Here is a 23,426-nt window from a genome sequence, read left to right as displayed (position 1 = left end):
CCACCACTAAACTTCGCGGGATGCGGCGCATACTTTCGCATCGAGAGAGCGCATAGAATGTAACCGAAAGAAGTAGTGAGAGAAGCAGTACGTATGGAACTCGCATCGCTCCTATCTTCATGAAAGCGGATATCCATATCCATCCCGCAGAATTCACAGAAACAGATAGAGTGAAGCATATCAATGATGAGATAAGCCTATCCTTCATTTGACTGGACATTCTGCCGCCTTTGCACTCTTGTGAAGAACACCCGGGAAGAGTGTTTGCTTTATCCCACACATTCCATCCAACGCGCCGGACACGTGGCTCGCACACCAGAAGCCACGTGCATCCCCCCACTCCTCCGCGTTCGCAATGAGAGTTAACTCTTGCTCCGGAGTCAAAGGGATTACCGTTAATTCAACTCGGCTACCAGTTCCCACCTGATACTTTTTGTAGCTGGCCAAGCTAGCATCGCGCCCCTCAAATAGCCCACCGGTTCCTCGACGACCACCAGGTGCGTAGGTGCCGGAAGGGTCGTACAGGAAATCAGGCTTGCCAGGTATCGAAACATGAATCGCCGAATGGTTTGCAATACCGAAATCGTATGTCGTTATTAGCGTCGTCGTCAGCCCAAGCGGATCAGTAAATCGGGCGGGGTTCGAGATCACGTAGCCATACGTACTGATGCCGGCGTTCAACCCAACGGGATCGCTCTCCACGTATCTGGCCGACGCCGGGTCATAGTCACGGAAGTAGTTGTAGAACAACCCACTCGCATCCGTCGCCTGCTGCCCCGGGAAGCGCAGCGCCAGTTCAAACGCCACACCATCGCCATCCGGATCGGCACTCGGAATCTGGTTGCCGAACACCTCGCTCTTGTTGCTCCACTCCCAGATCGCCACATCGCGCGCCGCGTCGATCACCACACGCGGCGTACCCAGATGATCCGGCTGGATGTAGGCCAACTCCGGCACACCTGCGCTTGGCACGCTGATCAGCGCCACCGGGTAGTTGTCCAGCCAGATGGCTTGCTGCTGTGCCTGGCCCGTGGCGGAATAGTTGCCCAGCCACTGCCCGGCCTCATCGTACAGGGTGATCTGTGCAGCGCCACCAGTCGGGGTGCGCAGCACGCGTTCGCCGCGGTGGTTGTAACCGTAGCTCTCCAGTGTGGCGTTACCCTGCTTCACCGCGTTCATGCGGTTGGCATCGTTGTAGGTGAACGTCTTGCTGCCGATGCTGGTGGTGTTGCCCACCGCGTCCTGGGCGCGCGCTTCGCCATCCACGGCGGTCAGCCGGTGGCTGGTTGCGGGATAGGTGTAGCTGGCGGTGCCTGCCGAGGTGGTCAGCGCGGTCCGATTGCCCGTGGCGTCGTAGGCATAGGTTTCGATCGGCGTGCCGGTCGCGCCGTCCTGAGTCTGGGTCAGGCGGCCCAGCGTGTCGTAGGCGTACTTGGCCAGCACCGTCGAGCCCGTGCCGTTCTTCAGCTCGGTGACCGAGCCGACCGGGTCATACCCGTAGCCCAGCGACAGGCCGCCTGCAGCCGGGTCGTGCACCGCCTGCGGGCGGTAATCCAGATCCAGCGGACGCTGCAGCTGGCGGCCGTTGCCATAAGTCCAACCGGTCGCCGGTCCGAAGGCCGCATAGGTCACGTTGTTCACCACGATCTGGCGGGCTTGGCCGGGCCGGGTCAGGCCGATCTGGCTGATGCGCCCCTGGGGATCGCGCACGTAGTCGGCCACGCTACCGTCGGGGTAGGACAGCGCCGTCAGGCGACCCGCCTTGCTGTAGGCATAGCGCAGGGTACTGGCCACCCCATTGAGCGTCTGCACCTTGCGGGTGACTTGGCCGAAGCGGTCGTGGCAGTACTGGGTGCTGCCATTGGCATGCAGCACCTGCCCCAGGCGCCCCTTGGCAAAGCGCTCGTCGGCGGCACAGGCAGCTGGTGCCACGTCGTAGCTGTAGCCCACGTCGAGATTGGGGTCCGGGTAGGCGACGCCGATCAGGCGGTTGAGTGCATCGTAGTGATAGGTGGCGGTGACGCCACGCGCATCGGTGGCGGTCTTGCGGTTGCCGGCGGCGTCCACGGTGAAGCTGCTGGCGCCGCTGTCCGGGCTGACCTGGCCGGTCAGATCGCCGAACCCGTTGTAGGCGTACGTGGTGTGCAGGCCCTTCGGGTCGGTGACCTGGGTGACCTGATCCAGCGCGTTGTACTGACTGCGGATCTCCGCCGCGACGCCGCCGACGTCCTGGAGCGTCTGCGCCAGGCGGTTCAGCGGGTCGTACTGCTGGCTGGTCACGCGCTGCAGTGCGTCGGTGATCGTCTGCGGGTTTCCGTTGCCATCGTAGGCGAAGCCTGTGGCGTGATTGCTCGCGTCCTTCAGTGCGGTCAGCTGGCCGAGCGTGTTGAACGTCCGTGCCAGGGTGCGACGCAGGGTGCCGCCAGTATCCAGCGTGTCTTCCTTGAGGCGGTTGCCGGCGTTGTCCAGCGTGTAGCGAATCGTGTTGCCCGCGTTGTCCTCGATGTCGGTCAAGCGCAGCGCAGCATCGTAGACGTAGGACACGCTGCTGCCATCCGACTCGGTGATTTTCTGCACCTGGCCGGTTGGCCAGTAGCTCAGCTGGGTGACCCGATCCTCGGCAGTGGTCGCGCCGCGCACGGTGATTGAGGTCGTCCAGCCGCGGGGATGGTAGGTGTAATCAGTCACCACGCCGTTGGCGTCCTTGACCGACAGCGGCCTTCCGAGTGCGTCGTAGGCCAGGGTCTCGACCGTCTGGCCCAGCGCATTGGTCACACTGCGCAGGTCGCCCTTGCGATAGGTGCAGGCGCCTCCGATCGCGCACCCTGCATCATCCGCCGAGTAATAGGCATAGGTAACGGCATCGGCCACATCCGTGCGCGGGCCATCCACACTCTTCAGCAGCCCCTCCACCGGGCAGCTGCCTGCCGCTGCCACATCAGCGGCTTCGCAGTAGGTGTAGCTGGTGATGCGCGTCTGACCGGACGCGGTGTCGGTCACCGTGTTGGTTGTCGGCTGACGCCGGGTATTGAAGGACGTTCGGGTTTCACGATTGCCGATGCGGGTGGTCAGTACCGCATTGATTTCGACGTCGCGCGCCGTGGTCACCACCCGCTGCTCGGGCAGGCCGAACGCTTCGGTCACGGTATGGATGCTGACGGCACGACCACTCACCGGGTCGGGGCCCTGCGCATAGGTGTGCTTGGTCTGGATGCCGCGGCGATCGGTGTAGGTATCCAGACGCCGGCGGAAGTCGACACTCTGGTCGTAGTAGGTTCGGCTGACGGTTCCCTGCGAATCCGTCAGGCCGGTCACCTTGCGCGACGGAGCGCTATCGCCGCCGGGTGTAAGGGTGTAGTCGGTCTGCCGCCCCAGCGCGTCGGTCACCACCGCACCACCATTGGGGCTGTAGGCCAGTGTCACGCCATCGGCACCGCCGGCATGCTGACTGGAGATCACACGACCGATGGAATCGTAGGTAAAGGTGCTGTAGCGGCGACCGTCCTCGGCGGTGATACCCGTCAGGTGCTGGGGAAAAGCCTGGTTCTCGTAGTGATACGTGCGCACACCGCCACCCGCATAGGTCACCGTGGCGACCTGGTTCTGCGGTGTGTAGCTGTAGGTGGCGAGCGAAATGCCTTCGACCAGCACCGAACTGATCAGCGCCTCATAGTCGTTGGACTGGTAGACGAACTCCAGTGTGCGGCCACTGCTGTGGGTAACGGCCGCAAGGCGGTCGCTGTCGTCGTAGATATAGGTCAGCGACGTGCCATCCGCGAAGCGCTTGGCGGCCAGACGCCCGTCCGCGTCGAAGGTCGAGATGGAGCCCTTCGAGTACAGTGTCCAGTTGCCGTTCTGGACCAGACGATCGCCACTGTCGTCGTCCGCCTCATAGGCTTGGCCGACCTTCTTGAATGCACGCTGGAAACCAGTACTTTCAATGATGCCCACACTGTCAACGCCATCCAGTGCCAAGTGGGCGCCTAGCGAATGGGTCCAGCCATAACCGAAGCCACCGGATGAGGTCGAGATGCCGGAGTGATAGAAGCGCGTCAGCGCGATCCAGCCCAGATCGAAGTCCGGCGCGATTTCGTATTTCTCGCCCGTTTTGACGTCGCACGGATTGCCTACGGTGCCGTCGCAAGGCGCGTTGTTTGCCTCCTCACCTTTTTCTGTCGAGGGACAACTCGGACCCGCGCTGTCCTTGTCGCACTTCTGCGACTTCGAGGTAATGGTTGCAACGAATTCTTCGCTGACGCAGGCGTTGTGTGTGTTGGACCACTGCGTGAAGGGGATCGGGCAGTTCAAGCGTCGCATGCGAGCAAGCCCTGTCGTTCCTGCGTCGAAGGGCACGCACGGAGACTCCGCCGAATTGCTGCCCAGCATGCCGGTGACCCGGTACTCCCTGACCTCCGAAATTCCGTCCATCCCTGGAGCAGTTGGGCCCCATTCTCCTTCCGGCACAGCAGTTTCCCCAGGACACTGGGGATTGATGTCCTGCAAGTCTGCAATGAGCGCTTCCAGCACTTCCTCTTCGGACAGGAAGCCACCATCACCCGCGCCGTAGTAAGTCCAGTCAGGGTCGGAGGGCTGCGTCCTTCCCATCCAGTAGGTGATCGACGTGTTTCCGTTCAAGTCCACGACTTTCGACTTGATCTTGTCGACGTACTGCCAGCCGAACTGGAACTCCGGCGGGAAGGGGCTGGGCGCCGGCAGGTTCTTGATGCCGGCCACCGCCGCCTGCTGGGTCTTGTACTGGGTCGCATCGCCGCCGGGCTGTGAAATGCGCCAGGTGATCTTGCTTTCCTGCGCATGCGCCACAGCAGGGGCGAAGCAGCCGAGGGCGACAATCGCCAGCGCGGCACGCGAGAGGGTCTTCAGTCGTTCCAACATCCCTGTTCTCCTTCCTGGACGAACACAGCGCCGGCGGGAACGAGAACGCGGAGCTGTGCCCACGCGTCGTGCATCGGATCGTCCCTGGTCCGGAATGCGGCAGTGCCACATGCCGCCTTTATCGTCGAGGACGCTTGCTCATTCAAGTGTGGAGTCGCGTAACCGATCACAGATTCAGGCATCCAACGCCTTTCGGACTACGCCCCGTCCCCATGACTTCCTGCACAGGGAGTCGGTGTTATACCTCACTACATTACCAACACGACCTGTCGCGAGGTCGGCAGGCTACGGCACTCCGCTGCAGACCTGACCCATCGGAAGGGCCGGCACGCGTCACGGCCCAGGGGAATGGCAATGAAGAGCAGCCGAGTGACGATGTGGGCGCTGGCCGCGGTGATGGCCGCGGCGGGCACCGCCCACGCAGGGGAAATCCAGGTGGATCGCAGCGCCTACGCGCTGCAGGCCGAAGAGACCGGGGCCGGCCCGATCACCGTGGTCTTTGAATCCGGCTTCGGGCAGGGTGCGGGCGCCTGGAAGGAGGTGGTTGCCGGTCTGGGGCGCGACTACCACAGCATCACCTACGCCCGTGCGGGACTCGGCAAGTCCGGCAGCGACGGTCACCCCAAGCGCATCGATGCGCATCTGGCCGACCTCACAGCCGTGATCGATACGCTCGCTCCCGGTCGCCGCGTTGTGCTGGTGGGTCATTCCTATGGCGGCCTGCTGGCCACGGAGTTCGCACGCCGTCATCCGGAGCGCCTGCTGGGCCTGGTGCTGGTGGACCCGGCCACGATGGGGCAGCGCCATGCGTTCAAGCAGGCCGACAGTGCACGCGTGCAGGCAGATGATGCCCAGCTGCGGGCGATGCTGCCGCCAGCCATGGCCGCCGATTACGCCGTGCTGACCGAACAACTGGATGCACCCGGTGCGGAAACCCCGCGCACGATGCCGGACGTGCCGGTGGCGCTGCTGACTGCAACCCAGCTGGCTGCCGAACCGCTGTTCTTCGAAGAAACCGCAGCGGGCAAGGCGCTCTGGAAGGCGCAGCACGCCCTGCTCTTCTCAGGCTTCACGCGTGGCTCGCACCGCTACCTGGCGACCGGCCACACCCTCCAGCGCGAGGACCCTGCTGCGGTGGTGGCCGCGATTCAATCGGTCTCCGACACCTCGAAGTAGCCGTTCCAGGCAACGGCTTCGCCCGCTGTTCCCCGCTACTGCCCGCGCAGGCGCACCGCGAAGTACCGCGCTGGGGAAAGGCCAAGCGCCTTCTTGAACATCGTGATGAAGGCCGTCACCGACTCATAGCCCAGCGTCTCGGAAACGCGTTGTACCGGTGCACCGGCGGCGAGTTCACGAATGGCGATGAGCAGGTGCAGCTGCTGCCGCCAGCGCCCGAAGGACAAGCCCGTTTCCCGTTCGATGAGCCGGGTCAACGTACGCTCGCCCAGGGCCAGGCGCATGGCCCACTGGCCGATGGTGCTGCGGTCTGCCGGATCCGCCGACAGCGCCGCAGCCAGCGCACGCACCTTCGGGTGATGGCTGACCGGCAGCGACAGATGCTCGGCCGGCATCTGTACCAGCTCGTCCAGCAACACCCGCGCCAGTCGGTCGGTGTGGCTGCCATGCGGATAGTCCAGCGGCGCGTCGGCCAAGTGCAGGATCATCTCGCGCAGCATCGGCGAGATCGCCAGTGTCACGCACTGCGCCGGCAGGTCGACGATGCCAGGCTCGACGAACAGGTAGCACAGGCGCGCGTTGGCGGTGGCGCGGTTGCTGTGCGGCATGCCGCCCGGAATCCAGACGCCACACTGGGGCGGCACGATCCACAGCGCGTTGGCCACTTCGCAGGTCACCGCCCCATGCAGCGCAAGAATGAGCTGGCCCTTTCGATGCTCATGCACCGGAATTTCCGCGTCGTGCTCGGCCACCTGCAGGCGGCTGGCAACCGCCGGGCGATCGGTCTCGTCCGGGTCCAGGTCAAAGCCGGGGAGCGAAATGCGAGCCATTCTCACATTGACCGGTTTTAGCGATTGATTGTCATTGTAGCGAAATTCGCCAGTGCGGCCGATCACTAGCATGAGCCGCATGCACTGCCCCACTCCTGCCCGTCCCCACGTGTTCCAGGCATTCGCCCGGTTGAAAAGCCCTGCCCTCAGGACCGATCAGGAGGCGGTGCTGTTCTCGCTCAAATGCCTGCTCGCCGCGTCGCTGGGGCTGTATGTCTCTCTAAGGATCGGCCTGAATCGCCCGTTCTGGGTGATCGGCACGGTCTATCTGGTATCTCAGCCTCTGTCCGGGGTGACACTCAGCCGCGGCCTGTTCCGCCTGCTCGGTACCGTGGGCGGAGCCGTCGCCACCGTCGTGCTGGTGCCACGTTTCGCCAATGCACCCCTGGTGCTGAGCGCCGCGCTCGCGACCTGGATGGCGCTGTGCCTGTATCTGGCGATGCTCGACCGCACGCCACGTGCGTATGCGTTCCTGCTGGCCGGCTATACCACCAGCCTGATCGGCTTTCCTGCGGTGATGGTGCCGGCAGACGTGTTCACCATTGCCATCACGCGGGTGCAGGAAATTGCCATCGGCATCCTGGCCGCAACGCTGGTACATGCGTTGGTGCTGCCGCGCCGGGTCTCGATGCGCGTGCACGCACGAGTCGCTGCCGTGCTGGATGACGCGGAACGATGGACACGGGACATGCGCGCCGGCGCATCGGACACGGTGCTGGCGACGGACCGCTCGAAAGTGGCGGCCGACCTGCTCGAGCTGCATGTGCTGTCGATCCACCTGCCCTTCGACAGCGCCCACGGCGTGGCCCAGGTGCAGATCCTGCGTGCCCTGCATGACCGGATGCTGGACGTACTGATGCTGTCCAGCGCGGTGGAAGATTCCATCGCCCGGCTGCGATCACCACAGGCCAGCGCGATGGATGCAACAGACTGGCGCGATCTGCTGCGGACCGGCCTGGTCGCGCAACAGGCCGAGATCGACCTTGCCCACGCCGATTGCCGCTTACTGCAGGCGGAGCTGCACACTGCCCGGCCCGACTGGCGCCGGCATGTACCTGCCCGCCTTGCGCGACATGCGCAGGGTGCGGTACTTCACCGGGATCATCGGCTTGCCCTGCGCAGTGCGCTGGGCGCGTTCGTCGGCATCCTGCTGAGCTGCGTTCTGTGGATCGTTACCGGCTGGTCGGACGGCGCCACGGCGGTGTCCATCATCGGCACGGCGTGCGTACTGTTCGGCACGATCGAAGCGCCTGCGCCGCATGTCATGCGCTATCTGGTGGGATCGTTGGCCGGCGTTGGCGTCGGCCTGCTCTACGGTCTGCTGATCTTCCCCGCGCTGTCCGATTTCGTCGGCCTGATCGCCGCGCTGGCGCCGGTGCTGCTGCTGTGCGGATCGTTCCTGGCCCGGCCGCCATTCACCATGGCTGCCCTGGGCGTGGTGCTGACCTTCCCGCTCATCGCCAGCCTGGGTGCGACCAATACGGTCAACGTCGTCGGCGCACTCAACAACAGCGTTGCGTTGTTCGTCGGTACGGCAATGGCATTGTGCAGCATGCAGCTGTTCCAGACCGCCGATGCGGGCCGCAATCGCGCACGGCTGGAGCGTTCGATCCGTCGGGACATCGCACGACACGCCGCCGGTCAAGGCGGCGTGGCCCGGGCCTGGCTCAGCCGCATGCTGGATCGAATCGGACTGCTCGCTCCCAGGTTGCAGAGCCGTTCCAGCGCCGCGCACGACGTGCGGGCATTGTTTGCGGACGTACGTGCGGTACGTACATCCAACCAACTCCGCGCACTGGCCAAGTGCCAGGACAACCCGCAGGTCCGGGTGCTTCATGCGGCGCTGATCGAACGCGTCGCCGCACATTTCAGGGTTCGTGCCCACGCGCCACGCAGCGTCGACGCCCATCTTCTGGAACTGCTCGACCGCATGCGCGAGGCAGCAGTGGCCAGCAGCGGGGATGATCGTGAGCATCTGTCGCACCTGCTCTGCGGATTGCGCCGCGACCTGCTGGCGCCCGCGCTCACCCATCGGCACTGACCTCATGTTTTCTGATCTTTCCATTGATGGCGTGCTCATTCCCGGCCTGCTCGCCGTGGCCGCCGCCGCGCTGGTGCTTTCGATGCTGACCTCGCGCCTGCTCGCCAGTCTCGGTCTGTACCGCTTGTTCGCCGCGCGACCACTGGTGGGCCTGTCCCTGTTCGTGATCCTGGCGGAGCTAATGATCCGGCTCTCGCCCCTGCTCGAGAAATGAAATGAAACACCTGCTTGCTGTCATCGGGCGCTGGAGCGCTACGCTGGTTGTATTCGCGATTGCTGTTGTTGCCGCACTGTCCATCTGGAAGCGTTACGAAACACGCCCGTGGACGCGGGATGGGCGGGTGCGCGCCGATGTGGTGCGCGTTGCATCGGACATGGGGGGGCTGGTCACCCAGGTGCTGGTGCACGACAACCAGCGGGTCAGCGCCGGACAACTGCTGCTGGTGCTGGATCAGCCACGCCTGGCTGCCGCGCTTGAGAAGGCCGACGCAGCGGTCAGCAGCGCACGCGCGACGCTGGCGCTGGCCCGCCGCGAATCGACGCGGGACAACGCTCTTGGCAACCTGGTCGCCTCGGAAACACGCGAACGCAATGCCGCCAAGGTCGATACCGAGCTGGCCGCCCTGGCGCAGGCGCGGGCCGAACAGCGCGTTGCCCGGCTCAATGTGCAACGCACCGAGGTGCGCGCGACCACCGATGGCATCGTCACCAACCTGGACCTGCACGCGGGCGACTACCTGCAGCCAGGGGCGCAGGCGCTGGCGCTGATCGACACCCGCAGCCTGCGCATTGAAGGCTACTTCGAGGAAACCAAACTGGGCTGCATCACCGAAGGCGATGCCGCCGTGGCCCGGCTGATGGGCGACACCCACGATGTCCGCGGACACGTGGAGACCATCGCCGCCGGCATTGCCGACGATCAGCGCTCCAACACGCACAACCTGCTGCCTGCCGTAGCGCCGACCTATACCTGGGTGAGGCTGGCACAGCGCATCCCGGTACGCATCCGTATCGATGATGCGCCGCCGGATACGCGCCTGATCGTGGGTCGCACTGCGAGTGTGACCATCACGCCCTCGGCACCGGGAGCCTGCAAGTGAGCGTGCGGACAGTACGTGGTGGGCTGCTTGCCCTGTTGCTGCCCCTGACGGCCTGCGTATCCGGCCCCGACTATCACCTGCCTGCGAACGCCGTCGCAGCTTCACAACAGGCTGCGCGGGCGTTCGTCTCAGGCCAGGACGCATCGTTCAGCCACGACGCGCCACCGGATCGATGGTGGCACCTGTATGGCGACCCCCAGCTTGACGCCTACGTACGCGAAGCACTGGCGGCCAATACCGACCTGCGCGCCGCCGATGCCAACCTTCGGCGCGCCAGCGCTACCGCGCTGGAGTATCGCGCGCGCGGTGCCGTACAGGCCGACGTGGATGCATCGGGCACGCTCACCCATGCCGGTGGCTACACCCAGGCGTCGGCCGCCCCGCAGTCGTACGCGCTGGGCCTTCACCTCTCCTATCCACTGGATCTTGCAGGTGGCATCCGCCGCGGCATCGAAGCCGCCAACGCCGACGCGGCGGCCGTCGCTGCGGCGCGCGACCAGGTCCGCGTGGTCGTCGCTGCGGCCGTCACCCGTGCCTATCTCCAGGTGTGCACCCGCAATCACACGCTCGCTGCAACCCGGCAGGTGCTGGCGATACAGCGCGACACGCTGGAGGCAACCCGTCGCCTGGCTGCAGGCGGGCGCGGAACGGACTTCGATGTCAGCCGTGCCGGTGCCGCGGTCAACCGCAGCGCGGCGGCGATACCGCACCTGCTGGCGGAACGGCAGGCCGCACTGTTCGAACTGGCCGCATTGATGGGCAGGCTCCCGGCGGACTATCCCAGGGAGGCCGAAGCCTGCCCACGCCCCCCGGAGCTGGAGCAGGCGCTGCCGGTCGGTGATGGTTGGCAGCTGCTCCAGCGGCGCCCCGACATACGTGCCGCCGAGCGCAGCCTTGCGGCGGCCACGGCGATGATCGGCGTAGAGACCGCAGACCTTTATCCGCGGGTCACCTTGGGCGGGTCCCTGGGTACGGCAGGCACGCGAGTTCAGCTGCTTTCCGCCGACGGTTTCGGGGTGAGCGTCGGGCCACTGCTCTCATGGCACTGGCCCAACCGCCGCGTAGCCAAGGCCCGCATCGCGGCGGCCGGCGCCAATGCAGATGCCGCTCTCGCGTCCTTTGACGGCGTCGTGCTGCAGGCTCTGCGGCAGACCGAGACCGCGCTTTCTGCCTGCACGCAGGAGCTTGAACGCGAGCGCAGCCTGGCGCAGGCGCGTGGGGATGCAGCGCGGGCCGCCGGGCAGGCGCAGCAGCTGTACCGTTACGGCAGGATCGATTTCCTCGATGTGCTTTCGGCCCAGGCCGCGCTGGCAGATGCGGAGTCCGCATTGGCTGCATCGCGCGCGGACCGGGTCGACCGCCAGCTGGGTCTTTTCCTGTCGTTGGGCGGAGGCTGGGCCGCAACGGATTCGGCCGCGGGCGGTGCCCGGTGACCCGTTCAGGGCAGCGACTGCACGCCGCGCCGTCTGTTCAGGAACGTACCGCCTACACCCGTATTCATTCACTCTGACTGCCCTATATTCCTGCCACAGCGCCGCATGCTGCGGCCATGACGGAGGCATATCCATGAAGACAACACGTTTGCTGGCCATCGCCTTGACCACCGCCACCGCTTTCGCTGCGGCCCCCGCGTTCGCCGATCCGCCGCACCATGCCCGCGGCAACGGCCCGCCGCCGCATGCAGGCGGCCCGCACCACCGCGATGCGCCGCCGCCGGGTTGGCAGAAGAAGGCCTGGCGTCGTGGCGAGCGCCTGCCGTGGGCCGAAGTGGACCGCCGCTACTGGGTAGACGATTACGCGCGCTATGACCTGCGCGAACCGGGCCGCGACCGGCGTTGGGTGCGCCAGTCCGATAACGAGTACCTGCTGGTGGAGATCGCCACCGGGCTGATCATCGACGCCCTGCATCGCTGAAGCGACCTGCAGCGTCCGCACACGCAGCGATTTACATCGGTGCAGACACCTTACGACCGGGGCCGTCCCGGTCGGCGGTGTCTGCGCCCACGGCGCCCCGCCCGCCTCTGCGGCCCGCCATGCATGCCCTCCCGCAGCGCGATGTACCCGCATATCAGCGCTGCGGCAAAGAGCCCCAGCGCCACCAGTAATTCGAATCCTCGATCACCAAAAAGCAGGCGGATGGAGATCTGCAGTGAGCACAGCTTGCCGCAGCGCAGGCCCTGCTCCTTGAAGCCATGGATGAGCACCAGTACGCCCATCAACGTGCACCACGCCACCAGGGCCAGGCTTGCGATGAAGATGAAAGGACGATGGATACGCATGCGCTTGCTGCGGTCCTCTACGGTGATGTCAGGCGCGACGTTGCGATCACGCGATCGGAAGCATCCAGTTCCACCGACCAGGCTTCGGTATCCAGTCCCAGCCGGTTCTCATACCACCATCGGTGCGCACAGCGACCACTGCATCCACGGCTGGCATAGCGGGTAAAGGGAACACCGGCGTGCTCCACCACGTCAGGGGGCCCCAACGCCCGCAGTACCTCGACCCTGCTCGCCCCGACCGGGACCGAGGCGAGCGCGTGGGAATGCCACGCCGAGATCGCCGAGCAACCGGCCACGTACGCCACGAACAGGCCCGCAAGCCCCCACATCAGTGCCCTCATTGACAGATCCCCTCCTGCGCCGCGCGCCCGCGCATCATCCGCGCAGACTCTCTTCGACGTCAAACCCCAACGACAAGCGGACCTGTTGCGGCTCCCGGCAACCGTGCTAGCGTGCGCCGACCGATGTTTCAGGACGAACGCAGGGACACCCGTCGATGGCAGGCAAGCGCCGGAAGTGCAGGATCACGCAGGAGCTCGGTCTGGTCGTGAAGCGGTGCGGGCCCAAGGGCAGCGCCATGCCGAATCCAACGACCGGCCCTACGGACTGGAACTGCGAGAGCGGCTCAAGCGCCTGGCGCCGGAAGATCTGGTCAGGCTGCTTCCCGGCGGGGACTACAACGATGATCAGCCCTGAAGGAATGATCCGGCGCGCCATCGTCGTGACGCTCTGCAGTGTGCTGTGCGCCTGCGGCCTGGTGATGGACAGTTCGTTCGACACGCTGCGCGAGGCGCTTGACTCCGACATGGTGAACAAGGGATGGATTCCCAGCTGGGTGCCCCACGAGGCGACCGACCTGCGCGAGGTACACGACCTCGACTCGAACACCAGCGCGCTGGCCTTCTCCAAGCCTCCTGCGATACCACTGCGGCTGCCTGCGGATTGCCAGGCAACCACATTCAACGACAGTGATCCTGTTGCGTTCGATCGATACTGGTGGCCGGGCGACGGGACGCTCAAGTCGTCGTATCGCGTCTTTCGCTGCGCGCCCGAATCCGGAAAATCAGTCTTCGTCGCCATCAACAGGACCGAAGACCACGTGCTCTTCTGGCGAACCTACGCGCGGTGATGCGCCCGCGCCACCCTATTCCTCCCCAGGACCCCATGATGCCCAACGCACGTGCACGCTTCGCTGCCCTCGCCTTTTTCCTCCCGGCGTGCTTGCCGGCCCACGCCGCAAGGAACGCCCCCGCCGACGTCAAGGCGATCGAACAGGTGGTCGAAGCGTTCCGCACCTCGCTGATCAACAAGGACAGGCCGACCTACATGGGCCTGTTCTTCTCTGATAAACCGGAAGACATCGGCTGGCAGTTCGTTTCCGAGGATGTGCGCCTGCAGGACATCCGCAAGGCCAAGCCCGATGCGATCAAGGCACGGCAGATTCCCGCCAACAACTTCATCGCGCTGATCGACGGGGCGGTCGCCTCGCCGAAGCCGAAGGAGGAGAAGTTCTCCAACACGAAGATCGAAACGGACGGCGATGTGGCCTCGGTCTCGTTTGACTACAGCTTCCACGACGATGGGGTGAAGACCAACTGGGGCAAGGAAATGTGGCAGCTGGTCCGCACCGAGCAGGGCTGGAAGATCTTCTCGGTGATCTACTCGATCCGCGATTCACGCAGCCCGGGCGATTGAACGTCGCTTGACCGGGCCGAACCCAGGCCGCGATCCATTCAGCAAGGGCATTGGCATTCGGCCATCGATCGGGCAGAGTTCGGCCACGCGCAAGGACGCATGCCATGACCCGCCTGCTGATCATCGAAGACAACCCCGAGCTGGTTGCCAACCTGTATGCCTTCTTTGAACCGCTCGGCTACGTGCTGGACGACGCGCGCGACGGCGCCAGTGGCCTGCGCCGGGCCACGCAGCACGACTACGACGCCATCCTGCTGGACCTGATGCTGCCGCGCCTGGACGGCATGACGCTGTGCCAGAAGCTGCGCCAGGAGTTCCAGAACCCGGTGCCGATCCTGATGCTGACCGCACGCGATCCGGTCGAAGACCGTGTGCAGGGCCTGGCCCTGGGCGCGGATGACTACCTGGTCAAACCGTTCTCGCTGACGGAACTGGATGCACGGATCAAGGCCCTCGTACGAAGGGCACAGGGGCGCCAGGTCCAGAGCGTGCTGGCGTGGAAGGACCTGCAGGTGGACACGCGCTCGCCGCAGGCCTGGCGGCAAGGCCGCTGCATTGCGCTGACGCCCACGTCGCACAAGCTGCTGATGTGCCTGGTGCGTGCAGCTCCCGCCGTGGTGCGCAAGCAGGAGATGGAATATCTGGTCTGGGGCGACGAGCCACCGGACAGCGGCGCGCTGCGAACCCACATCCATGAGCTGCGCCTGCAGGTGGACCGCAGCTTCGACACCGCGCTGATCACCACGGTGCACAGCGTCGGCTGGCGCATGCAGGCGTGAGCCCTGCCTCCCTCTACCGCCGCCTGAGCCTGCGCACCCGCATCACGATCTCGTTCGTGCTGCTGATGGCCGGTGCCATGGGCTTCATCGTACTGGCCGAACAGGTCGACTACGACCAGGTCCGGGCTGCTGTCGTCGCACGGACCCAGCACGGCGAAGTGCAAAGGCTGCAGGCCGCGCTGGATCGTGGCCAACGCCCCGCCCTGCCACCAGGGACCCAGCTGTTCGATGCCCAGGACGTGCCTGTCGTGCTGCGCCAATACGGCCCGGGCTACCACGGCGAAGAGGCGCCCAACGAGTGGCACCTGCGTGTGTTCGACAGTCGTGGCCAACGTTACTACCTGCTGCAGGACGCTGCACCCTATGGCTATCTGGAACACCTGATCAATGCCTTTGCGGCACTGGTCATTTCGGTCTGCGTACTCGGCGCCTTCCTGATCGGCCGCAGGGTCGCTACCCACGTCATCGCGCCCATCACACGATTGGCCGATGCGGTACAGGACGGCCACAAGCCCTTTCCCTACCAGGACGCACGCGACGAGATCGGCGTGCTCGCGCGCGCCTTTGCCCGTCATAGTGACGAGCTCGAACGGTTCCTGCATCGCGAGCAGTGCTTCAGCGGCGATGCCAGCCACGAGCTGCGCACGCCCTTGGCCATCATCGGTGGTGCTGCCGAAACGTTGGCCTGCCAGCTTCCGGCCGACAGCCACCTGGTTCCCAGCGCGGCACGCATCCTGCGCACCACCCAGGAGATGCAGCGCCAGCTGACCTGCCTGCTGCTGCTCTCGCGTGCCCCCGGCGCCGTGCCGCGCAACGCGGTGGCCCTGCGTCCGCTGCTCGAATCCTGCATGGAGCGCTGCCAGCCCTGGCTTTCCGGCAAGCCGGTGACCGTTGCGTTTGATGCCCGGCGTGACGCCGTGCTGGTCACCAACGCGGATCTGGCGCACAGCATCATCTGGAATCTGCTGCGCAATGCCTGCCAGTACACCGAAAGCGGCGAAGTGCGGATCACCCTCCACGACACCGCACTCATCGTCGCTGACACCGGACCCGGCCTGCCGTCCAGCATCGACCCACGGCAGTTCCAGCGCTTCGTGCCCGGTGGCGCGCACAGCGGCGAGGGGCTGGGGTTGTCGATCGTGCAGCGCATCGTCGAGCACCTGGGCTGGACGATGACCGTGGAATCCTCCGGGCAGGGGTGCCGGTTCACCCTGCGCTGGCCCCGCCTCCCGCATCTGACGGATTCCTGACATCGGGCTGCACATGCTCCGGGCTGCTCCCCCGCTCTGGAGACGGCATGCAACACCCCAAGGACAGCGGCAAGTACCCGCACGGCAAGACCGGATTGAGCCGCATCTTCCACACCCTCATCCATTCGCGCGATGGCTTCATCGCCACCTTTCGCGGCGAGGCGGCGTTCCGCCAGTTGTTGCTGCTGCACGCGCTGCTGATGGCGGCCGCGTTCGTGCTGGACATCAGCACGGTCGAGCGGGCGCTGGTGCTGGCGGTCTGTTTCATCAGCCTGCTGGTGGAACTGCTCAACTCGGCGATTGAAGCCGTGGTTGATCGCATCTCGCTGGAGCAGCACCCGCTGTCCAAGAACGCCAAGGACATGGGCAGCGCCGCGCAGACCACCGCGTTGTTGATGGTGGGTGCGGTGTGGGGCGTGATCCTGCTGGGCTAGCCCGGCAATCCTGACAACTTCCTGATAAGGCCGTTTCGATACTGCGCGCACTCCTGTTCCGCGGAACCTGCTCGTGCGTCAATGCCTCCGTTTCCCGCGGTCCCATCCAATCGTTCTGGTCTGGGCCGCCGCACTGTTCTTCGCCACGATTGGAAACCTTGCCCTCTGGAAGACGCTGTGGGGGCTGATCGATCTCAACAGCCTGCGCAGCACGCTGTTCCTGGCCAGCCTGCCGCCGCTGCTGTTCTGCCTGTTCAACCTGCTGCTGACGCCACTGCTGGCACTGCCATTCCTGCGCAGGCCGCTGCTGGTGCTGCTCGTTGTCGTCAGCGCCGCGTGCAGCTACTTCATGCTGCACTACAACGTGCTGATCGACCGCAGCATGGTGCAGAACGTGTTCGAGACCAATCAGGCCGAACTGAACGCCTATCTGTCGCTGCCGCTGCTGGTCACGCTGCTGGCGCTGGGCGTGCTGCCCGCTGCCGGGCTCGCCCTGGTGCGCACCACCAGCGGGGCCGGTTCGATACGTTCCCTGCTGGTGTGGCCGGCCAACGTCCTGGCGTCGCTGGTGATGCTGCTGGTGATCGGCTTTGCGTTCTACAAGGACTACTCCTCGCTGCTGCGCAACAACCGCTACATCCGCGACCAGGTACTGCCGTTGAACGTGATGCGCCATACCCACGGCTACCTGAAGAGCCTCTACAGCACCCGCCAGCAACCGTTGCGCCCGATCGGCACGGACGCGCGGCGCGTTCCGGGCCCGCGCCCGAAGCTGGTGGTCATGGTCGTCGGCGAGACCGCGCGTTCACAGAACGTCCAGCTCAACGGCTACCCACGCGCGACCAATCCCCGGCTCTCGCGCAAGGAAGGCGTCATCAGCTTCAGTGATGTTTCCTCATGCGGAACCGCGACAGCGATCTCGGTACCGTGCATGTTCTCGCAGATGACCCGCCAGCAATACGACGACGTCCGCGCGGCGACCGAGGAGAACGTGCTGGACATCCTGCAGCGTACCGGCGTCGGCGTGCTCTGGCGCAACAACAACAATGGCGGCTGCAAGGGCGTGTGCGAGCGCGTGCCGACCGAGGACATGCCCGCACTCAAGGTGGCCGACCAGTGCGTCAACGCCGACGGCACCTGCTACGACGACGTGCTGCTGCATCAGCTCGGCGCACGCATCGACGCCATGCACGGCGATGCCCTGGTCGTGCTGCATCAACTCGGCAGCCATGGGCCGACCTACTTTGAACGGTATCCCGCAGCGTCGCGGGCCTTCAGCCCGACCTGCGACAGCAACCAGATCCAGCACTGCAGCAACGAGGCACTGGTCAACACCTATGACAACACCCTGGTGCATACCGACCAGGTGCTGGCGGAGACCATCGACCTGCTGCAGGGCTATTCGGACCACCGCGACGTTGCGCTGATCTATGTCTCCGACCATGGTGAGTCGCTCGGCGAACGCGGCATGTACCTTCACGGCACGCCCTACTTCATCGCCCCGCGCGAACAGATCCAGGTGCCGATGGTGATGTGGTTCTCAACGGAGTTCAGCCGCAACGCGGGCCTGGACATGGCCTGCCTGCGTGGGAATGCGCTGCACCGCACCTACAGCCACGACAATGTCTTCCATTCCCTGCTGGGCCTGTTCGGTGTCAGCAGCAGCGTGTACCAGCGCGATCTGGATGTCTTCGCCGGCTGCCGGGCGACGACCGGCGCGCCGCTCGCCACCGCGCCGGCCAAGCGGCACCGGCTGATGCCGGTCACCGCCCGGAACGTGGCGCGTTACTGTGCGGCCAGGGCGAAATCCAGGCCGGCGCATACCGCCGCCACCTGGGCGTCGTTGCATTCCTGCGGGTTGGTGCGCGGGCTGTCCGGGTAGACCTCGGTGGTGGTGGCAAAGCGTGCATCGGTGAAGCCGGCGCAGGCACCAATCGAACGCGATTCGCCCCAGACCACGCCCGGCGACTGCAACGGCAGGCCGACCAGGTTGCCCTCGGCGTCGGCCGGGGCGATATGGGTGACCGGGGCGACGGCGGCGATCAGGGCCTTCTGGAACTCGGCCTGCGGATCCTCGCTGTTGCCGATCACGTAGAAGCCGTCCGGAATCGTGTCGCGCTCGAACGGCTTGCCGTCGCGGGCGCAGCGGGCCGGATCGAACTCGTGCAGGTCGCTGTCGGTGGTCTCGTGGAGGTCCAGGTGCACCAGCAGGTTCGGCTTGCGCTCGGCCACCCAGCGCATCAGCGCGGCGGCTTCCTCGATCTGGCCGCCGTCACGGAAGCTGCGGTTCGGGTCGATGGCATCCGGGTTCCAGCGCTGGATGCGCTCGTAGCCCCATGGGCTGACGCACGGCGCCACGATCAGGTTCAGCCGGCCCAGGTAGCGCTCGGCCTGCTGTTCCAGGAACTGCAGGGCGCCATGCACGCCACTGGTCTCATAGCCGTGCACGCCGCCGGTGATCAGCGCGGTCGGCAGCGCCGGGTTCCAGTCGTGATTGACCACGGCGAACAGCGGGTAATGGTCCGGCGCGTAGTCCAGCTGACCGTACTGGATCACATCGAAGCTGTCGTCCAGGCGTTCAAGCGCGGCCACCACATCGTCGTGGTAGCTGCGCTGGCGCTGCTGGCGGGCCCGCCACTGTGCGCGTTCCGCGTCGCCCCAGGGCTGTCCGGGGGTGCCGATCGGGTAGAACTGCGCAACAGTCATTGGGGAACTCCAGGGGTCGAACGGAAGGGTGCAGCCGGACATTCTAAGCCTTGTCGCGCCCGCGGGCCCCTCCCCCCGGCCCCGCCTTCATCCAAGCCGGGTCATCTGGTTGTAAAATCAGCGGTTTTTGGCCCCTCATCCCTTGATGGCGAACGCAGCGCAGCCGGTCCTGGGTGGACCGGAGTTCCTCCGCCTGCTCGCCCGTCTCAGCGACGGCGCGATGCCGGCCACCAGTCCCGCCCTGACCGAGCGCCTCGGCCAGTGGGTGGACTGGAGCCGCGCCGTGGCCCTGTCCGGGGCGCTCGGCGGACGTCTGCCCGAGCCCGGTGAAGCCGCCGAAGCGCTCGAGGATGTGCTGGCCGACTGCGCGCAGGCGCACGCCAGCCTGCTGGCCTCGATCAGTGAGGATGCCGAAGCCGAGCGCCTGCTGGACCTGGCCGAAGCCGCCGCTGTACCCAACTTCGCCTCGCTGCGCCAGCGCTATCGGGTGCTGCAGCAGGCCATCCAGACCGCCACCGGGCGCCTGCGCGGCCGACTGCGCGACCAGCTGGTGCAGGTTTCGCCCGAGCTGGCGCGGCTGGCCGAGGTCGATGCGGTGATGGAACAGACCCTTACCCCGCGCGAGCACAGCCTGCTGGCCACGGCGCCGGCGGTGCTCGGCGCCCGTTTTGAACGCGTGCACGGCCAGCCCGGCTGGCGCGCGGCCTTCCGCCATGACATGCGCACCCTGCTGCTCGCCGAGCTGCAGCTGCGCTTCCACCCGATCGAAGGGCTGCAAGACGCCCTGCGCTCCCACTGACCGGAACACCATGTCCAGAACTGCTTTCCATGTCGTTGTTTTCCTTGTCGGCCTGCTGGCCGTGTGCTGGATCGGCATTGGCTACGTTTCGGTGCATCCGCTGGGTGCAGCGGTGGCGGCGATCATCGCGGCCTGCTACATCGCCGGTGGCGTGGAGCTGTATCGCTACCGCCAGGCCAGCAACGGCCTGCGCAGCGCGCTGAACGACCTGTCCAGCGCGAAGGAAAGCCTCGCCGCCTGGCTGGAACGCGTGCCGCTGGGCCTGCGCAACGCCGTGCGCCTGCGCGTGGAAGGCGAGCGCACCGCCCTGCCCGCACCGGTACTGACCCCATACCTGGTTGGCCTGCTGGTGCTGCTGGGCATGCTCGGCACCCTGCTGGGAATGATGGACACGCTGCGTGGCACCGGCCTGGCGCTGCAGAGTGCGACCGACATGGCCGCGATCCGCGGCTCGCTGGCCTCGCCGGTGCAGGGCCTGGCGGTGGCATTCGGTACCTCGATCGCCGGTGTGGCCAGCTCGGCCATGCTCGGCCTGCTGGCGGCACTGCTGCGTCGTGACCGCCTGCAGGCCGTGCAGCAGCTGGACCGCGCCATTGCCGGCGACCTGCATCCGTACTCGCAGGCCTGGCAGCGCGCCGAATCGCTGCGCCTGCTGCAGGCACAGTCTGCGGCGCTGCCGGCGCTGGTCGACCGCCTGCAGGCGATGACCAGCACTTTTGAACAGCACAGTGCGGCCGCCAATGAGCGCCTGCTGGCCGGCCAGGCCGAGTTCCTGACCCAGAGCCAGGCCCTGCAGGAACGCCTGGCCGTCTCGCTGCAGCAGTCGCTGCGCGAAGGGGCCGAAGCCAGCGCCGCCGCCATCGGTGGTGCGCTGCAGCCGATGGCCGAAACCACCCTGGCTGGCCTGGCCCATCACGGCGAAGCACTGCATGCCCGCGTCGAGCAGGCCGTGCAGCAGCAGCTGGCCGGCCTGAGCGAGGGTTTCGAGCGCAGCCGCGTCGCCACCGAGGCCAGCTGGGCCAAGGTGGTGAGCGAGCAGACCCAGGCACAACAGGCGCTGGTCAGTGATCTGCGCCAGCACCTGCAGGCCTTCAGCGATGGCCAGGGCGCGCACGCCGAAGCACTGGTCGCGCGTCTCGGCGAGCGCCTGCAGGCCGATGCCCGCGGCAATGCCGAGGCATGGCGCGCCGCCGCCGAACAGCAGCAGGCACTGAACAGCGCGCTGGTCGAACGCCAGCAGCAGGCGTTGCTGGCCTCCAGCGAGCATCTGGACGCGCGTGCGCAGGCGCTGCTGCAGGCACTGGAGCAGCAGCACAGCGCCAGCCAGTCGCTGCTGCAGGACCACGAACTGCAACGTTCGCAGCAGTGGCAGGCCGCCCAGGCCGCCGCCGCCACCGCGCACGCCGAGCTGCAGGCCAGCCTGGACAGCCGCGAGCAGCAGCGCCAGGCGCGCTGGGACGCGGTCAGCGCCGAGCTGCAGCAGGCCCACGCCGCGCTGCAGGCGCAGCTGCAGGCCGGCGACGAACAGCGCCTGCAGCGCTGGAGCGATGCCTTGCAGCACGTTTCCAGCGACCTGGCCGAGCGCCTGCAGGCCAACGGCGAACGCCTGGCCGCGCAGCAGCAGCAGGTCTGCGACGCGCTGGCGGCCACCGCACAGCAGATCGGCGAGAACGGTCGCGCGCAGGCCAGCGCCACGCTGGCTGAAGTGTCTACCCTGCTGCAGACCGCCGCCGCCGCTCCGAAGGCTGCTGCCGACGTCATCAACGAGCTGCGCAGCACGCTGTCCGAGAGCCTGGTGCGTGACAACGCGATGCTGGAAGAGCGCGGCCGCCTGCTGGCCACCGTGCAGACCCTGCTGGATGCGATCAATCACGCTTCGCACGAGCAGCGCACCGCTGTGGACGCACTGGTCGGTGGCTCGGCCGAGCTGCTGGAGCGGGTTGGCAATCGCTTCACCGACCATATCGCCGCAGAGACCGGCAAGCTGGATGGCATTGCCGCAGCGCTCAACGGCAGCGCTGCCGAAGTGGGCCAGCTGGCCGGCACGTTCGGCGAAGCGGTCGCGCAGTTCGGCAGTGCCGCCACCGAGCTGTCCGGCCGCCTGGAACAGATCGGCGGCGCACTGGATGCCTCGCTGGCCCGCAGCGACGAGCAGCTGGCCTACTACGTAGCCCAGGCGCGCGAGGTGGTCGACCTCAGCCTGCTGTCGCAGAAGCAGGTGATGGAAGAACTGCAGCAGCTGGCCGCGCGCCGCGGCAAGGCCGGCAGCGCATGAGCGACGAGCTGGAGGTCGACGGCGGTTCGCATGCCCCGATCTGGGCAGCCTTCGGCGACCTGATGTCGGTGCTGCTGGGCGCGTTCGTGCTCATACTGGTCGGTGTGGTCGCCGTGCAGCTGGAGCTGTCGCAGCGACTGGACCAGGAAGTGAAGCAGCGCCAGGCCGAAGCCAAGCGTCTGCAGACCCTGGAACAGGCGCTGGCGGGCCCGCTGGCGGCCGGTCGCGTGACGCTGGTGGATGGCCGCATCGGCATCAGCGGCAGCGTGCTGTTCGCGCTGAACTCCGACCAGCTGCAGCCGGAAGGCCAGGAGCTGCTGCGCAGCCTGGCCGCACCGCTGGCCGCCTACCTGGGCAGCCGCGAAGAGATCCTGATGGTCAGCGGCTTCACCGATGACGCGCCGGTACGCGAAGGCAACCGGCGTTTCGCCGACAACTGGGAGCTGTCGGCGCAGCGCTCGCTGACCGTGACCCGCACCCTGATCGCCGATGGCGTACCGGCGGACGCCGTGTTCGCCGCCGCGTTCGGCAGCGAGCAGCCGGTCAGTTCCAATGCCAATGAGGAAGGCCGCGCACGCAACCGTCGCGTAGAGATCGCGCCGATTCCCAAGCCCAAGGCCCCGGATGCCAAGTAAGCCGCCAGCGCTCGAAGGCCTGCGCGCACTGGTGCGCGACCTTGATGCAGGGTCGCGCTCGCTGCCGCATTACCCGCAGGTGCCGATGCTGCAGCAGGTGCAGCGCGAGTGGTCGGAGCTGCGCAGCGAACTGCAGGTGCGTCGCTCCCTGCGCACCGAGGCCCCGGCTGACGGCGGCCCGCTGAACTCGGCGGTGCTGGTGCAGCGCATGCTGGACACGATGCAGGCCACCAGCCCCGGCTACCTGCGCCACTTCATCGACTACGTGGACACCTTGTCCTGGCTGCAGGCACTGCAGGATGGCGCCGCCAGCGGTGCGGATAGCGCAAAGCCGAAGCGCACGCGCAAGCCGCGCCAGACGCCGAAGGAGTAGCGCCGGCCGCTGGCCGGCAATTGATTGATGGCCGCAGGTCCATGGGGTTGCCGGCCAGCGGCCGGCACTACCATCGCGGGTGCTCTGTGCGCCGGAACACGATCTGCGCTGCGCTTCGGTTCTGCCGTGGTAGTGCCGGCCGCTGGCCGGCATCAGATCGG

21 protein-coding genes are annotated in these 23,426 nt (G+C 66.3%); 16 read left to right on the top strand and 5 right to left on the bottom strand.

Features of this window, described 5'->3' with window-relative positions; translation table 11 throughout:
* Positions 1–204: 204 nt before the first annotated feature.
* Entirely contained in the window at positions 205–4,893 is a 4,689-nt protein-coding gene (locus AC5QAB_RS06250) for an RHS repeat-associated core domain-containing protein (protein ID WP_197561421.1), read from the bottom strand.
* Positions 4,894–5,247: 354 nt separating this feature from the next.
* On the opposite strand from AC5QAB_RS06250, the gene AC5QAB_RS06245 reads away from it, so the two are divergent.
* Positions 5,248–6,069, top strand: coding sequence for an alpha/beta fold hydrolase (locus AC5QAB_RS06245; RefSeq protein ID WP_197561422.1), 822 nt, complete (start codon positions 5,248–5,250; stop codon positions 6,067–6,069).
* Positions 6,070–6,104: 35 nt separating this feature from the next.
* On the opposite strand, the gene AC5QAB_RS06240 is transcribed toward AC5QAB_RS06245, so the two are convergent.
* Complete coding sequence (locus AC5QAB_RS06240) at positions 6,105–6,899, bottom strand: helix-turn-helix domain-containing protein (protein WP_197561423.1); 795 nt, start codon at positions 6,897–6,899, stop codon at positions 6,105–6,107.
* Positions 6,900–7,065: 166 nt separating this feature from the next.
* On the opposite strand from AC5QAB_RS06240, the gene AC5QAB_RS06235 reads away from it, so the two are divergent.
* From AC5QAB_RS06235 to AC5QAB_RS06215, 5 genes are all read left to right on the top strand, one after another.
* Complete coding sequence (locus AC5QAB_RS06235; RefSeq protein ID WP_197561431.1) at positions 7,066–8,940, top strand: FUSC family protein; 1,875 nt, start codon at positions 7,066–7,068, stop codon at positions 8,938–8,940.
* 4 nt (positions 8,941–8,944) lie between these two features.
* Positions 8,945–9,154: a DUF1656 domain-containing protein gene (locus AC5QAB_RS06230; protein ID WP_032962478.1), complete on the top strand. Its 210-nt coding sequence runs from the start codon at positions 8,945–8,947 to the stop codon at positions 9,152–9,154.
* A gap of 1 nt (position 9,155) precedes the next feature.
* Complete coding sequence (locus AC5QAB_RS06225; protein WP_197561424.1) at positions 9,156–10,040, top strand: efflux RND transporter periplasmic adaptor subunit; 885 nt, start codon at positions 9,156–9,158, stop codon at positions 10,038–10,040.
* The gene (locus AC5QAB_RS06220) at positions 10,037–11,473 is read left to right on the top strand and encodes an efflux transporter outer membrane subunit (protein ID WP_197561425.1); all 1,437 of its coding nucleotides are present in this window, start codon (positions 10,037–10,039) and stop codon (positions 11,471–11,473) included. Before AC5QAB_RS06225 ends, AC5QAB_RS06220 begins: the two co-directional genes overlap by 4 nt.
* Before the next feature lie 133 nt (positions 11,474–11,606).
* Positions 11,607–11,954: an RcnB family protein gene (locus AC5QAB_RS06215; RefSeq protein WP_099481275.1), complete on the top strand. Its 348-nt coding sequence runs from the start codon at positions 11,607–11,609 to the stop codon at positions 11,952–11,954.
* 50 nt (positions 11,955–12,004) lie between these two features.
* Here the strand turns inward: AC5QAB_RS06215 and AC5QAB_RS06210 are convergent, their stop codons facing one another.
* Positions 12,005–12,319: a hypothetical protein gene (locus AC5QAB_RS06210; RefSeq protein ID WP_049420791.1), complete on the bottom strand. Its 315-nt coding sequence runs from the start codon at positions 12,317–12,319 to the stop codon at positions 12,005–12,007.
* Between the two features lie 17 nt (positions 12,320–12,336).
* Entirely contained in the window at positions 12,337–12,660 is a 324-nt protein-coding gene (locus AC5QAB_RS06205; RefSeq protein ID WP_080342761.1) for a hypothetical protein, read from the bottom strand.
* 341 nt (positions 12,661–13,001) lie between these two features.
* On the opposite strand from AC5QAB_RS06205, the gene AC5QAB_RS06200 reads away from it, so the two are divergent.
* From AC5QAB_RS06200 to AC5QAB_RS06175, 6 genes are all read left to right on the top strand, one after another.
* On the top strand, positions 13,002–13,448 hold the full coding sequence (locus tag AC5QAB_RS06200; RefSeq protein ID WP_197561426.1) for a YbbD-related protein: 447 nt from the start codon (positions 13,002–13,004) through the stop codon (positions 13,446–13,448).
* Between the two features lie 35 nt (positions 13,449–13,483).
* On the top strand, positions 13,484–14,014 hold the full coding sequence (locus AC5QAB_RS06195) for a Cif family virulence factor (protein WP_032962485.1): 531 nt from the start codon (positions 13,484–13,486) through the stop codon (positions 14,012–14,014).
* A 104-nt stretch (positions 14,015–14,118) separates the two neighbouring features.
* Entirely contained in the window at positions 14,119–14,793 is a 675-nt protein-coding gene (locus AC5QAB_RS06190; RefSeq protein ID WP_032962486.1) for a response regulator transcription factor, read from the top strand.
* Positions 14,790–16,043, top strand: coding sequence for an ATP-binding protein (locus AC5QAB_RS06185; protein ID WP_197561427.1), 1,254 nt, complete (start codon positions 14,790–14,792; stop codon positions 16,041–16,043). Before AC5QAB_RS06190 ends, AC5QAB_RS06185 begins: the two co-directional genes overlap by 4 nt.
* 47 nt (positions 16,044–16,090) lie before the next feature.
* Positions 16,091–16,477 (top strand): diacylglycerol kinase, encoded by a 387-nt coding sequence (locus AC5QAB_RS06180; protein ID WP_050483602.1) that lies wholly within the window; start codon positions 16,091–16,093, stop codon positions 16,475–16,477.
* A 73-nt stretch (positions 16,478–16,550) separates the two neighbouring features.
* Positions 16,551–18,359 carry a phosphoethanolamine--lipid A transferase gene (locus AC5QAB_RS06175; protein ID WP_197561428.1) on the top strand — a complete coding sequence of 603 codons (1,809 nt, stop codon included), beginning with the start codon at positions 16,551–16,553 and terminating at the stop codon, positions 18,357–18,359.
* Here the strand turns inward: AC5QAB_RS06175 and AC5QAB_RS06170 are convergent.
* Positions 18,263–19,183: a M14 family metallopeptidase gene (locus AC5QAB_RS06170; protein ID WP_032962492.1), complete on the bottom strand. Its 921-nt coding sequence runs from the start codon at positions 19,181–19,183 to the stop codon at positions 18,263–18,265. The two genes, AC5QAB_RS06175 and AC5QAB_RS06170, sit on opposite strands and share 97 nt — an antisense overlap.
* 145 nt (positions 19,184–19,328) lie before the next feature.
* Between AC5QAB_RS06170 and AC5QAB_RS06165 the strand changes: the two genes are divergently transcribed.
* The 4 genes from AC5QAB_RS06165 to AC5QAB_RS06150 are packed head-to-tail and all read left to right on the top strand — an operon-like array spanning position 19,329 to position 23,265.
* Positions 19,329–19,982 carry a DUF3348 family protein gene (locus AC5QAB_RS06165; protein WP_032962494.1) on the top strand — a complete coding sequence of 218 codons (654 nt, stop codon included), beginning with the start codon at positions 19,329–19,331 and terminating at the stop codon, positions 19,980–19,982.
* Between the two features lie 10 nt (positions 19,983–19,992).
* Positions 19,993–22,257, top strand: a complete 2,265-nt coding sequence (locus tag AC5QAB_RS06160) for a DUF802 domain-containing protein (RefSeq protein WP_197561429.1) — start codon at positions 19,993–19,995, stop codon at positions 22,255–22,257.
* Positions 22,254–22,892, top strand: coding sequence for an OmpA family protein (locus tag AC5QAB_RS06155; RefSeq protein ID WP_005409939.1), 639 nt, complete (start codon positions 22,254–22,256; stop codon positions 22,890–22,892). The genes AC5QAB_RS06160 and AC5QAB_RS06155 overlap by 4 nt, the downstream gene beginning before the upstream one ends.
* Complete coding sequence (locus AC5QAB_RS06150; RefSeq protein WP_049407312.1) at positions 22,882–23,265, top strand: DUF2894 domain-containing protein; 384 nt, start codon at positions 22,882–22,884, stop codon at positions 23,263–23,265. The genes AC5QAB_RS06155 and AC5QAB_RS06150 overlap by 11 nt, the downstream gene beginning before the upstream one ends.
* Positions 23,266–23,426: the final 161 nt, after the last annotated feature.

The sequence above is a fragment of the Stenotrophomonas sp. YJH_SMC_127 genome, assembly GCF_059372445.1.
Note: the sequence above shows the minus strand (reverse complement) of the source record. Positions and strands in the feature narration are given on the sequence as shown.